The sequence below is a fragment of the Serratia sp. KH_031 genome, assembly GCF_057839655.1.
Genome location: NZ_CM174496.1, coordinates 3,583,335 through 3,598,360, shown reverse-complemented (window position 1 = coordinate 3,598,360; position 15,026 = coordinate 3,583,335). Strand labels below are relative to the sequence as shown.

General features: G+C 47.7%; 12 protein-coding genes. 6 read left to right on the top strand and 6 right to left on the bottom strand.

Translation table 11 applies throughout. The features are described 5' to 3' along the window. Positions 1–87: 87 nt before the first annotated feature. Both AC3ISQ_RS16100 and AC3ISQ_RS16095 read right to left on the bottom strand, forming a co-directional pair. Complete coding sequence (locus AC3ISQ_RS16100) at positions 88–600, bottom strand: fimbrial protein (RefSeq protein WP_489348100.1); 513 nt, start codon at positions 598–600, stop codon at positions 88–90. 258 nt (positions 601–858) lie between these two features. Then, positions 859–1,368 carry a cytochrome b gene (locus tag AC3ISQ_RS16095; protein ID WP_489348098.1) on the bottom strand — a complete coding sequence of 170 codons (510 nt, stop codon included), beginning with the start codon at positions 1,366–1,368 and terminating at the stop codon, positions 859–861. 693 nt (positions 1,369–2,061) lie between these two features. Here AC3ISQ_RS16095 and AC3ISQ_RS16090 point away from each other — a divergent pair. From AC3ISQ_RS16090 to AC3ISQ_RS16075, 4 genes are all read left to right on the top strand, one after another. Continuing rightward, positions 2,062–2,700 carry a response regulator gene (locus AC3ISQ_RS16090; RefSeq protein ID WP_489348096.1) on the top strand — a complete coding sequence of 213 codons (639 nt, stop codon included), beginning with the start codon at positions 2,062–2,064 and terminating at the stop codon, positions 2,698–2,700. A gap of 14 nt (positions 2,701–2,714) precedes the next feature. Then, positions 2,715–6,365 (top strand): transporter substrate-binding domain-containing protein, encoded by a 3,651-nt coding sequence (locus AC3ISQ_RS16085; RefSeq protein WP_489348095.1) that lies wholly within the window; start codon positions 2,715–2,717, stop codon positions 6,363–6,365. Between the two features lie 247 nt (positions 6,366–6,612). Beyond that, positions 6,613–9,174 (top strand): ATP-binding protein, encoded by a 2,562-nt coding sequence (locus AC3ISQ_RS16080; protein ID WP_489348093.1) that lies wholly within the window; start codon positions 6,613–6,615, stop codon positions 9,172–9,174. A 401-nt stretch (positions 9,175–9,575) separates the two neighbouring features. Then, positions 9,576–11,033: a GGDEF domain-containing protein gene (locus AC3ISQ_RS16075; protein ID WP_489348091.1), complete on the top strand. Its 1,458-nt coding sequence runs from the start codon at positions 9,576–9,578 to the stop codon at positions 11,031–11,033. 232 nt (positions 11,034–11,265) lie between these two features. On the opposite strand, the gene AC3ISQ_RS16070 is transcribed toward AC3ISQ_RS16075, so the two are convergent. Beyond that, a complete protein-coding gene (locus AC3ISQ_RS16070) occupies positions 11,266–11,745 on the bottom strand; it encodes a cold-shock protein (protein WP_489353338.1) in 480 nt (159 codons plus the stop codon). A 250-nt stretch (positions 11,746–11,995) separates the two neighbouring features. On the opposite strand from AC3ISQ_RS16070, the gene cspE reads away from it, so the two are divergent. Then, positions 11,996–12,205, top strand: a complete 210-nt coding sequence (cspE, locus tag AC3ISQ_RS16065; protein ID WP_489348090.1) for a transcription antiterminator/RNA stability regulator CspE — start codon at positions 11,996–11,998, stop codon at positions 12,203–12,205. 216 nt (positions 12,206–12,421) lie between these two features. Here the strand turns inward: cspE and crcB are convergent, their stop codons facing one another. Next, positions 12,422–12,808, bottom strand: a complete 387-nt coding sequence (gene crcB / locus AC3ISQ_RS16060) for a fluoride efflux transporter CrcB (RefSeq protein ID WP_489348088.1) — start codon at positions 12,806–12,808, stop codon at positions 12,422–12,424. 200 nt (positions 12,809–13,008) lie between these two features. Here crcB and tatA point away from each other — a divergent pair, with 200 nt between their 5' ends. Further along, positions 13,009–13,218, top strand: a complete 210-nt coding sequence (gene tatA, locus AC3ISQ_RS16055; RefSeq protein ID WP_489348086.1) for a Sec-independent protein translocase subunit TatA — start codon at positions 13,009–13,011, stop codon at positions 13,216–13,218. A 91-nt stretch (positions 13,219–13,309) separates the two neighbouring features. On the opposite strand, the gene lipA is transcribed toward tatA, so the two are convergent. Next, positions 13,310–14,275 carry a lipoyl synthase gene (lipA, locus tag AC3ISQ_RS16050; protein WP_489348084.1) on the bottom strand — a complete coding sequence of 322 codons (966 nt, stop codon included), beginning with the start codon at positions 14,273–14,275 and terminating at the stop codon, positions 13,310–13,312. Continuing rightward, entirely contained in the window at positions 14,268–14,936 is a 669-nt protein-coding gene (gene lipB / locus AC3ISQ_RS16045; protein ID WP_489348082.1) for a lipoyl(octanoyl) transferase LipB, read from the bottom strand. The genes lipA and lipB overlap by 8 nt, the downstream gene beginning before the upstream one ends. Between the last annotated feature and the right edge of the window lie 90 nt (positions 14,937–15,026).

Below are 15,026 nucleotides of genomic sequence, written 5' to 3'. Positions count from 1 at the left end.
GCTTTTGGCGGTTAGTCGTTCGCAAACCATGATAAATAAAAGAGGTGCGGCTATTGCCGCACACATTGGTATTATGAATATGTGAATTTATTGGTAGTCCAGCACAAATCTGGCGACAGAATGGAATGAACCTACGACAATTGGAGCTGTTGTGTGGCCACGAAGCTGTGCCTGATAACGCAAGGTATTAGTACCAGAAATTAAGCTATGGTCATTGGATGGGGTGCCGAGAGGAAGATCTGCTCCATTTTGGTCGAGCAGCGCGATGGCAGCTCCACGGCCTGGTTCTCCCAGGGTTAATAAACCGGTATCAACATCAGACTCCACGCCGTGGAAGGTGGTTTTGACCGTATTCGGTATCGAGATATCACAATGTTCCAGTTCAATCTCGATCGGTCGTGGTTGGGTTTTTTTACCGCCCGCTAGCGCAGCTTGGGAGATCGAACCAAAATCAACTTTTAGATCAAGGCTACCAGGAGTGACTGAACATGGTGAATCGTTGATGTCACCAGAAAAAGTAACATCGCCAGAGGAGGCTTGTGCCGCGGTAGTAACGCCGAAGGCCAAAGTGGCGGCCAGCATGATTTTATTTAATTGCATTGCAAACTATTCCTTAATATTTATAGATAAATAGACTTACGGTTATTGCTGGGATAGGAAAACTAACTTGACCATTTAGCATCAACACTTACGGCTGTTATTGCTGAATGAACGTGATTTGTTTAACTGCATATTCATCTATGTGCCAGCAGCGGCTATTAGACCAGTGTTAACATTGAAAGAGAAGTTCATGGCGTCCTGTGGTTTTGTAGGAAATTTCTGTGCCTTTGTTAATTATTTTATTGTGTTAATAATATTTCAAAACCACATTTTCCTCAGAATTCGGTTGCCACAGAATTCATGTTTAATCACAGCCAAAATATGTAGCAGTACTAACCCAGCCAGTGTGGCGCAGGAAATAATATGGGTGATGTTGAAGAGTTTGGTGAGTGTGGGATCGTTAATAGGTTGTGGGATATGGAACAGGTGGAACACGTTGATGTCTCGTTCCATCATCAATACGCCAGTAATGAGGACGATGGTAATGTTGAGATATAGCAAGAAATGAGCAATCTCGGCGGCGTGTGTTGCCAGCGTTACTGGTTGGTTCTGCTGCGGTTTACCCAGCTTGAACAAGTACCAAACTCTTAATAAAAAGAAGGGGATGAATACGGTGGTTAATGACACATTGAAAAAGCCCATCCAGTTCTTTAACTGCGGTGAGACATCAAATAAAGCGACATAAAACCCGGTAAGGGTTGCCCAAATAATAATGATGGCGGAAAGCCAATGAAGTAAAACTTGTTGCCAAGCATATTTGTATTTCATGTTATTTAATCCGATTTTTTGATTATCTATTAATACCAAGTTCATCTGGCATTATGAGAAGTAAAGGTTATTGATGCAGAGAGGGCGAAACGTATGCCCATTAATAACAAGCAAGCCGGTGTTTTGATGGTGTATTCCTGCATCAATAATGACGGGCGCAACTTAACAGTGACTGAGTCATGAACGATAGCGGAATTATCTTCGTGTTTTGTAGGAAATGTCCTGTTATGTTTACTGCTAATGGCGTCTTGGGTACATGATCCTGTTTTTTCTTTCAATTGTTAGATGACGATAAAAAGAAAAAATCGATGTGATAGTTAATACGAGTATAAAGAAGAGTTCGGTAAGATGGGCTGGCATGTTAATTTACCTTAATTGACGTTATAACTGTTTCCGAGCTTTAGTCTATCTATTATTATCCTTTCGGTTTAATCAGTATATTCCCTTTTAATTGTAGGGGGATTCCTAAGGTTTTTATACACAAAATCATTCAAGTTGCATCGAGGCGGCAAGTGAGTAAATCCCGATGAGCTTACTCAAGTAAGTGATTCGGGTGCGCGAACGTAGCCAACAAAGAGGCAGCTTGAAGGATGACGTGTATATCAACCAACTATGCGCAGTTGAGAAAAATGACATAAGCTATTTCAAGGCGTTGTCACCTGTTTGCATAGGTTGCAAAACAAAGAGGGTAGAATGAAGAAAGCCTTAATTGTCGATGACCATCCCATAGTGCGGGTGGTGGTAAGGATGATATTAGAGCGCAATAACATTGAAGTGCTGGGGGAAGCCGGCGACGGACCTACGGCTGTTAATCTGGCCAAAAAATTGATGCCGGATTTAGTGGTGCTGGATATCGGTATTCCCAAAATGGATGGGTTGGAAGTGATCAGCCGTTTACGGGCTTTGGCAATGCCACTGAAAATTTTGGTGTTGTCTTCTCAGGCAGAAGAGCATTTCGCTAGCCGCTGTGCTCAGGCTGGGGCGCAGGGGTTTGTTTCCAAAAATGAAGATCTCAGCGAACTGGAAGCGGCGGTTAAAATGCTGCGTGCCGGGCGAGTTTATTTCCCGGTGGTTTCCTACGGTGCGGGTGGCCTGACCATGCAGATGGATAAACCACTAACGGAACGGCAGCGGCTGGATGAACTTTCTGATCGTGAAATGATGGTGTTGCAATATTTGGTGCGCGGCTGGAGCAATAAGCTGATTGCCGATGAACTGCTGCTGAGCAACAAAACCATCAGTACTTATAAAACCCGATTGTTAACTAAGTTGAACGCCAACAATCTGGTCGATCTGATTGAATTGGCTAAACGTCACTCGCTAGTCGAGTAAGTGAGTTTTGGTTGATGCACCGCCTGTTAGTAGGGTTTTTCGGTCTATTTGTTGGCCTGTGCGTTGTATTACCTGCCATTGCGGCGGAGTCACCCGCCGTTTTGCAATTGTTCAGCCGTTCGCCACAACTGGAAATGTTGCCATCACTGATGTTGGCTCCACAGCAGAGCCTGTGGCTGCAACAAAAGAAAACCCTGTTATTGGGCTGTTCCTACCCGGACAATCCACCGTTTGATATTTTAATAAATCCTCAAGAGTTTGAAGGTATTAGCGCTGATTACGCGGGGTTGATATCCCACCTTCTTGCGACTCCGGTTGCAGTGAAATGCTATCCCTCACGTCAGGCGGTATTACAGGCTTTGCAACGTGGTGAAGTTGACTTCGTGACCTCAGCCACCCCGTGGGAGGTCCAGCGGCAGCGTAATTTAGTACTGAGCTCGCGCTATGGTGTTGAATTACCCGTATTGATTACCCGATTGGGCGATAATTTAGCTTTGGGACATTACCTGACCGGCAAGCGTTTGGCGGTAGTAAAAGATTTTTTGCCGGAACCGACCTTGCGTGAGCATTATCCCCAAGCGCAATTGATGGTCTTCCCCACTTGGCAGGCGGCGATTGGTGCAGTCGCCTTGAAAAAGGCGGATGTTTATTTGGGTAATTTGGCACCGCTGCGGCGTAACTATCTCAATAATTTGCAGGTGGCGGGATTCGCTAATCTCGGTGAATTACCGTTCGCTTTTGGTGTACGCAAAGATAATGTGGCTTTATTAACGTTAATTAACCAAGCACTGGCGGCGGTGCCGGGCGAAGAGCGCGTTTTGATTCAGCAACGCTGGAATGTGGGGCGCAATAGTTTGGAGTTAAGCCAGCAACCCATTGATTTTACTGATAAGGAACAGCAATGGATGGTGCGGCATCCGTTAGTGCGAGTCGTAATCAGTGATGCATTTGCTCCCTTGACCTTTATTGATGAAGACGGTCACTTTCGTGGGATTAGCGCCGATTTACTTGAGCTAATTAGCTTACGCACCGGTCTCAAGTTCAGCATTAGCACGGTTTCAACCGTTGATGACGGGGTGAAAACCGTACTTGAGGGTGAGGCGGACATGATTGGTGCGCTGACCCGCAGTGATGCTCGTAATGATAAGCTGTTGTTCTCTCGCCCATGGCTGACGAATGCGTTTGTTTTGGTAACGCGTGAGGCTAATAATGCCCCGACCTCATTGGAGACAATGAGCGGTAAAAAGATGGCCATTATTCAAAACTCACAGTTAAAAAGTTGGCTACAGCAACATTATCCAACGATTAAGTTGGTGGAAATTGGCAGCGCTGAAGAGACCCTGACGGTACTTAATGATGGCAACGTCGACGGTGCAATTAATTCGTTGGTCAATACCAATTATCAACTGATGCGGTTCTATACTGGGCGATTGCGCATTGCTGAAATCGTAGATGCTTATCCCGCGCAGCTTACCTTTGCTGTCTCTCGTCATTCTCCTGAACTGGTGGGTATTCTAGACAAGGTGCTACGCAGTATCCCTCCCGATGAAATCGATATGTTGTCCAATCGCTGGCGTCCCAACCATATGGTGCTGGGGGATGGTTTTTGGCGTACTTGGCGGCACACGATTATTCAAGGACTGGTGGGTGCCGGCCTGATTCTGTTAATCGCTTTAGTTTGGGGCGTCAGTTTGCGTAGGCAAATATCTCGGCGTAAACGTACCCAACGTGCATTACGTGACCAACTGAAATTCATGCGGGATATGATTGATGGCACACCTCACCCGATTTATGTCCGCGACCTTAATGGCTCCTTGATACTGTGTAATGCCCATTATCTTAATGAATTGGACATTACCCAAGAGGACGCGGTAGGCAAAAAAATAACGGAGCAGTTGAAGCTTTCACGGACTTCACGGCTGATTCATCGGGACTATCTTTACGTTCTTAAGACCGAACAACCGTTGTTCCAAGATCGCCAGCTTGATTTTGCACATTACGCCGATCCAAAAACTGTTTTCCACTGGGTGGTTCCGTACCACGATAGCCAAGGGCAAGTTGCGGGTATTTTTGGCGGCTGGCTTGATATCAGCGATCGTCAGCAACTGCAGGAGCAGTTACGCACCGCCCGTGATACGGCAGAAACCGCCAGTCGCGCCAAAACCAGTTTCCTTTCGACCATGAGCCATGAAATCCGAACTCCGCTGAACGCGATCATCGGCATGTTGGAATTGGCGATGAAGCAGGCCGAACAGGGTAAACAAGAGCCACAAGCTCTGGAGGTGGCATTTGACGCCGCGAATGGGCTGGTGGATCTGGTCGGGGATATTTTAGATATTGCGCGCATTGAATCGGGCCATATGACATTAACCCCGGAGCGGGCGGATATTGTGCAATTGAGTCGCTCGGTACTGCGTATTTTTGAAGGGATCGCATCGCAAAAGGGATTGTTGCTGACATTTTCTGCGCAAGATTTGAGTGAAGTGGAGGTGTTGGTTGATCCGCTGCGTTACAAACAAATTTTGTCCAATCTGCTAAGTAACGCCATAAAATTCACCTCAAAGGGGCAGGTCTCAGTGATGTTGTGCTGCCAGCGCACGGAGACTGATGTTTGTATGGTGAAACTCTTGGTGGAAGATACCGGCATCGGTATTTCACTCCAAGACCAGCAACGGTTGTTCACTCCTTTTAGCCAAGCCGCGAATAATGAACAATCGGCTCGTCAAGGCGCAGGTTTGGGACTGAGCATCTGTCGCACCTTGTGTGAAATGATGGAGGGGACTTTGCAACTTAGCAGTCAGCTTGGTCAAGGGACTTTGGTTCAGGTGAATTTGCAGTTGGTGGCGTTAGATAAAATATTGCCGACCTCAGTGACGCTTATTGAAGGTACGCCGCTCACTCTCCAACCGCTACGCGCGCTGGTGGTAGACGATTACCGACCTAACCGTTTGTTGCTAGAGAAACAACTGCGTTACTTAGGGCATCAAGTCAGTGAAGCGCCGGATGGCGCGATAGGGCTATGTCTTTGGCTTAAAGATCAGTTTGATGTGGTGATTACCGATTGCAATATGCCGAATATGGATGGCTACGCATTAGCACGTGAAATTCGCCATTATGAGCAAGAGAATGGACTGCAACCCTGCCTGTTATTAGGTTTTACGGCTAATGCACAACCGGAGGAGCGCCAGCGCTGCCAAGAGGCCGGTATGGATGGCTGCCTATTCAAACCCAGCACTTTGCATGATTTGAGTGAATGGCTGGAGCAGTGTGTGGTAAACCCTTCCCCAGTCATGAGTTCTGTGCCTCCGGTTTCTGCATCGATAAAGATATTGCAAGATCTTCATCCATTGACTGGCGGCGATCCTGAACTGGAAAAACAGTTGTTGACTGAGTTGATACGTAGCAATCGAGAGGATACTGCATTGCTAGCGCAGTTGATCGAACAAAAAGATACGTCAGGGTTGTCTGAGTTGGCACATAAACTAAAGGGGGGCGCTCGAATGATTAAAGCCTACTCCTTGGTCAATGCTTGTGACGCGTTGGAAGACGTATGCAATCAACCTGATATTGACTTAGCGACTGTGTTAGAAGCTGCACAAGTGTTGAATCTCGCGATGAACGAATTTGGACAAACCTTGCATGCAACCCATGATGTTGAACGCTGATATTCAGGTAAGGAAACTTCCTACTTTTCTGCAGGACATAGCCGATATCACAAGCCATTTCCTTTCATTATACTGAGCATCTTCCTATAGCGAGTGCATATCATTATATCCCGATAGTAGTCATTGGTTGCCGCTTTATCAGGGCAACCTTTTTTTGCTCTTATGAAGTGAGCGATAGTTTTGGCATCACCGTGAAATAACGAAACAGAGTGGAGTTGGGGCATATCAGGCTATACCTCAGAAAATTATGCCATTGAGGAACTTAGTTTGGGGGCGATGTCTGCTGCTATTAACTTGGCTTATTTGTTCCACTGGTGTCTACGCTGAAGAGCTGCTGATAAAATCATTACCGCTTGGACGCGACAGTCAGAAACTCCAGCAGCAACAAAGCGATCTCACAACCGTCGAACAGCAATGGATACAACAAAATCCACGTATTCGGGTAGTCATTAACGATAATTTTGCCCCACTGACTTTTATTGACCAGTCTGGTCATTTCCGTGGTATCAGTGCGGATTTGCTAGCGCTAATCCGCCTACGAACGGGGTTGAGTTTTACTATTAAAACGGCCTCAAGTGTTGAGGAAATGGTGAAGATGGTGCTGGATGGCGAGGCGGATATGCTTGGCGCTCTGACGCCAAGTAGTGCCCGACGTCAACAATTGCTATTTACCCGCCCTTGGTTGACCAATGCTTTCGTACTGGTCGTCCGTGATGAGTGCAATGCACTCACGTCGTTGGAACAACTCAAGGGTAAGCGCTTGGCGTTGATTCAGGGAACTAAACTGAGTGGTTGGATACAGCAACACTATCCGTCTATCACCCAGATCCCGGCGAGTCATGCGGATGAGGCTTTGGCATTGTTAAAAGCCAAGCGGGTCGAGGGGGCGATTAATACGTTGGTCAATACTCACTATCAACTGGCGCGTTTTTATAATGGGAGTTTGCAGATTGCCGATGTGATTGAACCTTACCCGGCCTATTTTGCTTTTGCCACATCGCGCCAGTCACCAGAGCTGATGAGTATTCTGAATAAAGTTCTGCGCAGTATCCCGCCAGATGAGATCGATATGTTGGGCAATCGCTGGCGACCCAATCATCGGGTGATTGGCGATGATTTTTGGCACACTTGGCGCACTACGATTATCTCGAGCCTGATGTTGGCGGCTGTGATTCTGCTTGTGGCATTGGCTTGGGTGTTAAGCCTGCGTATGCAAATTCGGCGGCGTGAACGTACTCAACAAGCATTGAGCGATCAACTTAGCTTTATGCGCGAAATGATTGATGGTACGCCACACCCTACTTATGTCCGCGATCGTCATGGCGTGTTGACCCAGTGTAATGCTCGTTATTTGGCAGAGATAGGTATTAGTCGTGAAGAAACGCTAGGTAAGAAAATTACCGAACAACCGGTATTTGCCGCGATTGCCGAGCAAATACAGAGCGATTATCAACAGGTGTTGGAACAACAACAGCCGTTATTGCGTGATCGTACTTTGCACCTGCCGGATCTGGCGATGCCGAAAACGGTGTTCCATTGGGTGGTTCCTTATCATGATGGCAAGGGGAATGTGGTTGGGATCTTTGGTGGTTGGTTGGATATCAGTGAGCGTCAGCAGTTACTGGATCAATTGCGAAGAGCCCGTGATGTGGCTGAAACCGCCAGCCGGGCGAAAACCCGTTTTCTTTCCACGATGAGTCATGAGATCCGCACACCGCTGAATGCCATTATCGGCATGTTGGAACTGGTGCTGAGAAAGGCTGAATGTGGTGAACAGGAGCCACAGGCGTTGGAGGTCGCGTTCGATGCGGCTAACGGCTTGGTCGAACTGGTGGGCGACATTCTGGATATTGCACGTATTGAGGCGGGACATATGTCTCTAGACGAAGAATCTGCCGATATTGAACATTTGACCCGCTCGGTTATTCGTATTTTTGAAGGTGTGGCGCTGCATAAGGGATTGTTACTGACGTTTACCTCTGAACAAGATGATGACTCGGATGTGTTGATCGATCCGCTGCGCTACAAACAGATCTTGTCCAACTTGTTGAGTAATGCCATCAAATTCACCCAGAAAGGGCAGGTGAATGTGATGCTATGGTGTCGCACTTTGGAGCCGGGACGCACTGAAGTACAACTAACGGTCGAAGATACCGGTGTGGGGATTTCTTCACAGGATCAACAACGGTTGTTTACCCCATTCACTCAGGCTGAAAATCACGGTCAATCAGCGCGGCAGGGGGCGGGGTTAGGGCTGACTATTTGTCGTACGCTATGTGGAATGTTGGGCGGCTCGTTGCAATTACAAAGTCAGTTGGGGAAAGGGACGCAAGTACGCGTGCGTTTGAAACTGGCTGCGTTAGTGCGTAGCAACCCCACGCGTGAGCTTTCATTGGAGGGTTCACGGTTAAACCATCGCCCATTACGAGCTCTGGTGGTGGACGATTATCGACCCAACCGCTTGTTATTGGAAAAACAGTTACGTTACTTGGGGCATCAAGTCAGTGAAGCACCGGATGGCGTCACCGGGTTGTGCATCTGGTTACAAGAGTCGTTTGATGTAGTGATCACGGATTGCAATATGCCGAATATGGATGGCTATGAGTTGGCGCGCAAAATTCGTAGCTACGAGCGAGAACAGGGTAAATCACCATGCTTGTTGTTAGGGTTTACTGCCAATGCTCAACCGGATGAGCGTTTACGCTGCCTGCAAGCCGGTATGGACGGTTGTTTGTTTAAACCCAGCACACTAACCGATCTAGGGGAGTGGCTGAGTCTGCGGGCGACAGGATGTGACAATACAGTTTGAGTTAACGTTGGTGTTGAATTTACTGACTAAAAAGTGAGGCGTTACATCTGTCGCCACAACCTTACTTAGTTATGACATTTCTATACATTGTGCTTGGTACTGTAGCTCTACCCGATGATGTTGTGTGTTATTCCTTTCCTGTAGTGTATTACCATCCCATTGAGTTTATCCCGCTTCTGGCGGGATTTTTTTTATCTGACCTTAGGTAATTATCTCATTTTGCCATCTGACTCATACTCTGCTTGCTTGTTCTAATTGCTCTTCGCAACGACTTGCTAGAAAATAGCGCCAGACAGATAATTCTTAGAGTATGGGTTTTCATATACACTCCATTATAGGCAGTGTTTATATCTAGCCGGGTAAGGGAATACGCATACAATTGCTCCGGTTATTCTGAGTGAATGGGCAAAACGATGAGCACCAGAATATATCCAAGGCATGGTTTGCCTGTAACGGTCCAGCTAATTAATTTATTTTTACTGACATACCTACTTTCCCTATTGGGGATTTTTACACGCCCGTTAGATTCCCTTTCCTTGTTTTGGCCAGTGAATGCGATCTTACTTGGGGTACTACTACGTAAACCCGCTTACGCCACGCCGATGGGGTGGGGGACCATCTACCTTGGAATGATTGCCGCTGATTTAGCTACGGGAGACAGCTGGTCGCTGATACTGTGGTTGAGCGCCTGCAATATGGGGTTCATTCTGATCGGTTATGGTGTGATGTTATTATTGCCGCAATCACAACGTCGGATGGGGAAGCCGCAAGCCATCCTCTACATGTTTATGGCTTGTTTGCTGGGGGCGGCAGTGGCAGCAACCCTATCGGTTCTGCGCAATGATAGCTTGTATAACAACACGCTCCCCATCGCTTGGATGACTTGGTTCAGCGAACAGTTCTCTACTAATTTATTAATCTTGCCGGTCATTCTCGCTGCACCACGTTTAAAACAATTACTGGGGATGCCAATCAACTGGCAATTACGGGGTTCGTTACCCTTGCTGGCGTTATTGTGCTCTTTGTTTTGCAGCGTTTATATCGGTGGGCCAGGGGCGATTGCTTTCCCTATCCCGGCATTGCTGTGGTGTGCTGTCCGCTACCATCTGTTCACCGTAACCTTGTTGACGTTAATCACTGGGGTGACGGAAGTGATCAGCATTTCGGCTAATCTATTCCGCTATGAAATGCCGCATAACATCGCACTGTTAGATACGTTGATGTCCGCTCGTTTAGGGATCGCCATGCTGGTTATGGGGCCGTTGATCCTTTCCAGCTCTATTGCCGTGAACCGTAAATTGTTGCGCCGCCTTGAGCATGGTGCTAATCACGATTTCCTCACTGGCGCGCTGTCACGCAGTGCCTTGACCCGTCAAGCCACTGCACTGTTGGAACATAAACATCGTTCGAAAGAAGCGGTATCACTGCTGCTGATTGATATTGATCACTTCAAGCAGATCAACGATACGCATGGCCATATCGTCGGCGATCAGGTGTTGGCCGCTTTTTCACATATCCTGCGGCGGGAACTGCGCTCTGATCAGTTGTTTGGCCGTTTAGGCGGCGAGGAGTTCGCCATTATGATGCCGCGTGCGCTGGCAGTTCAGGCGGTGGCATTAGGTGAACATCTACGGCGCTTGGTACAAAATACTGATCTGAATTCTGGCGGCAATGTGCCACTGAAAGTGACCATCAGCGTTGGCGTTGCCAGCTTGGCGATGAATGAGGTTAAGTCACTGGAACAGATGATGAATATGGCAGATATCGCGCTTTACCGTGCTAAATCCCAAGGGCGTAACCGGGTTGAATCTTTCAATGTGGTGAATGGTAAGGGCATAGAGCACATTGTTTTTAAATAGCTGTTTATACTCGTCATACTTGAAGCTGCATCTGTGTTGGCTACGCTCACTCACCCGAATCACTTACTGGCGTAAGCTCATCGGGATTCATTCCCTTGCCGCGTTACTCGGCTACGCCTCGCCCTGTTAGGGCCAGCGCAAGCGTTGTTCAAAAAGGCTGACGCCTTTTTGTGATGCAACTCCAATTATTTAGAGTATAAGTAGCAGCAACTTAGCTGCTACTTGAGCCCAATTACAGACCTTTCAGCGCTTTGATGGTTTCATCCATATCGATCTCGTGTTCGGAGAAAGTATGGGTGGTGTTCTGGAAGGTCACCACTGACAGCATACGTAACGTCTGCATCTTCTGTGGCTCATCGGTCGCCTGTGGACGAATACGGTTCATCAATAATCCTACCGACAGCACAGTGTTTTCTTTATCCACATCGGCTTTTACCGGCACTTCTTTGGTGAAGGTATGGAAAGTTTTGATGCTAGAGATTTTGATTCTTTCGTTGGCGATGATGATGTATTTACTGGCTGCCAGCACTTTGACCGCGTAAGCGGAAGGCCCTTTGGTGTTATTGGTCGGCTCGAAGGTGACTGCCGCATTCTTTTTAATCAGCTCAGGGTTTTGCACTTTAATGACATGAAAATAACGGTTTTCCCCGTTCTCATCGGTAATAAAGCCAAAGCCTTTGTCTTCAAAAAAAGTCGTTATCTTGCCGTTCATCATCATTCTCATAAAAGTCGCTTGATACAGTGCTTATGATAGCGTGGAATGCCGCGCAGTGACAGGGCGGAAGAAGCGGATGGTGTGAGAGAGTAGAACCCAGCGGTTATACTGTGAATGCGATTTTTAACCGATTATTTCACCTTTTATCGATTTTATGTGATCCCGAGCGTGGACAAAATCGCCGCTAATTGCTGTACTGTAAGGGACACACTGTTCGTGTCTTACATTCACGTTAAAGGTAAGTTTGATGTCTAAGTTGAAAGGTAGCGTTAAGTGGTTTAATGAATCCAAAGGTTTCGGTTTCATTACCCCAGAAGATGGTAGCAAAGATGTTTTCGTTCACTTCTCTGCCATCGCTAGCAATGGTTTCAAAACGCTTGCTGAAGGTCAGCGTGTAGAATTTGAAATCACGAACGGTGCCAAAGGGCCATCTGCTGCTAACGTTATCGCTATCTAAGCTACAGTAGCCGAAATTCGTAAAACCCGCTCCATGAGCGGGTTTTTTATTAGCTGAAATCAGGCGAATAGATAAAGTTTGATGAAAACAGCGACGACCAGCAGACAAAACACAGTTGTTGTGAGTTCGGGGATGTTTTTTGGCAAGCGGAACATGAAATTTCCATCCAGTTTATGATTCTGAATGGGATTATCCGGTTGTCAGATTAAGAAAACATTAAGAGCTAGAGGTCATCCACATCACCAGCATAAAGGCCAGCCAAGTCATGGCTAATGAACCCGCCAAATTGAGCAACATATTCGTCAGTGCCCAAACGAAACGCCCATCCTGCATCAAATAAACCACTTCTAACGAGAAGGTGGAGAAGGTGGTTAAACCGCCGCAAAAACCGGTCGTAATCAGGAGTTTCCAGGTCGGATCCAAGTGCGTCATGCGGTTAAACAGGGCGATGGCTAAACCGATAATAAAGCCCCCTAACAGGTTTACCGTTAGCGTGCCGATGGGAATATGTGAATTTACCGGGTTTAGCTTCAGGCTCACTGCCCAACGCAATACGCTTCCTAACCCGCCACCAATAAATACCGCCAGCAAAGTACTCAACATGATTAAAACCTTTTCAATTCGCTCAGGAAGGTGGTGGCGTAGAATGTTACACCTCAGCGTTGGTTTTTTGTAGTGTTGCGACTAATCTTACTCTGTTACAAGTTGCTGTTGTTTTAGCCGTTAGAAAGTCGCTAAATAGCCGCAGGCAAGTTTTGTTTTTCTCGCTGCGTTCAGCAGTAATTTTTATAAAGAAGGTGAGTATGGAAGGTATTAGTATTACCAAACTTCTGGTGATTGCGGTGTTGATCGTGCTGTTATTTGGCACCAGCAAATTACGCACTTTGGGTGCCGATCTCGGCGCGGCGCTGAAAGGTTTTAAGAAAGCCGTTGGTGATGATGCCCAACCGACGCCAAACAATACTGCTGAGAGCCAATCGGCTCCACAAAGCGTCGAGAAGAAAGACGTTTAATCTTCCTCTTTAGGAAATAAAAAACGGATGCCACAAGACATCCGTTTTTTGGTGTTTTTTATCCGCCAAAGCGTAACAAAAAATTACCAGCTTATTTGACTTCCATCCCTTTGGCCTGCAAGTCTGCATGGTAGGAAGAGCGAACGAAAGGTCCACAGGCGGCATGGGTGAAGCCCATCGCCATCGCTTCTTCTTTCATCTCATCAAATTCGGCCGGGCTGACATAGCGCTGAACCGGTAGGTGGTGACGGCTGGGTTGCAGATACTGCCCTAACGTCAGCATGGTTACGCCGTGACGACGCAGATCGCGCATTACTTCCACGATCTCGGCATTGGTTTCCCCTAAGCCAACCATCAGGCCCGATTTGGTCGGGATGTCTGGATGCGCTTCTTTAAAGCGCTCCAGCAGCTTCAGCGACCACTCATAGTTAGCGCCGGGACGCACTTGGCGGTAAATACGTGGCACGTTTTCCAAGTTATGGTTGAATACGTCTGGCGGCGTTGCAGTCAGGATCTCCAAAGCGCGATCCATACGACCACGGAAGTCCGGCACCAGCGTTTCAATCTTGATATTCGGGCTTTTTTTACGAATGGCGCTGATACAGTCAGCGAAATGTTGTGCACCACCGTCACGCAGATCGTCACGATCCACTGAGGTGATAACTACATAGCGCAGCGCCATATCGGCGATGGTTTGTGCCAGTTTTTCCGGCTCGTTAACGTCTGGGGCGATGGGACGGCCATGTGCTACATCGCAGAACGGGCAGCGACGGGTGCAGATGGCACCCAGAATCATAAAGGTTGCCGTACCGTGGTTGAAGCACTCAGACAGGTTAGGGCATGACGCTTCTTCGCACACCGAATGCAGACCGTTCTTGCGCATCGCGGCTTTGATGCCTTGAATACGGGTCGAGTCGGCAGGGAGTTTGATTTTCATCCACTCGGGTTTACGTAACAGCTCCTGCCGTTCGGTGACCACCGTTTTTACTGGGATCAACGCCATTTTGTCTGCATCGCGGTATTTGATGCCGCGTTCCATCTGAATCGGTTTACTCATAATCTTGCGGGTTCCAATCACATGACTCGACCGCTTGGTAGCCGAGTAAATGAACAAATTCTTGTACCAGTATGGGGTGAACATCGTCCATTCCCACGCCCGGCACCAGTGCGCTGACTTGCGTCATTTGCATTCCGGCGTAACCACAAGGGTTGATACGCTGAAATGGGCTGAGATCCATTGCGACATTCAGGGCCAAGCCGTGGAATGAGCTACCTTTGCGGATCCGCAAACCCAATGAGCAAATCTTTTGCTCGCCCACATACACGCCGGGCGCATCCGGGCGCGCACGTGAATCAATGCGAAAATGGGCGAGGGTATTAATAACGGTTTCTTCTATTGCCGTGACCAACTGACGCACACCTACCTTGTTGCGTTTCAGGTCGACCATCACGTACATCACCTGTTGGCCGGGACCATGATAAGTGACCTGACCGCCACGATCGCTCTGAACCACCGGAATATCACCCGGCATTAGCACATGCTCGGCTTTACCTGCTTGTCCTTGGGTAAAGACGGGTTGATGCTGCACTAACCACAGTTCATCGGGTGTGGTTTCACTACGGCGATCGGTGAAGTTGTGCATGGCTTGGGATACAGGCTCATAGGGCTGCAACCCCAGCTGACGTAAAATGATCTTATTTGGTTGCAAACGGGTCATCGTCAGGTTACAGAAGTGAGGTGGGCATTATACCGACTGACGCTAGGCGCGACCAGTATTTCGACTGATTAAAAGTGCGCAGCCTAGGCG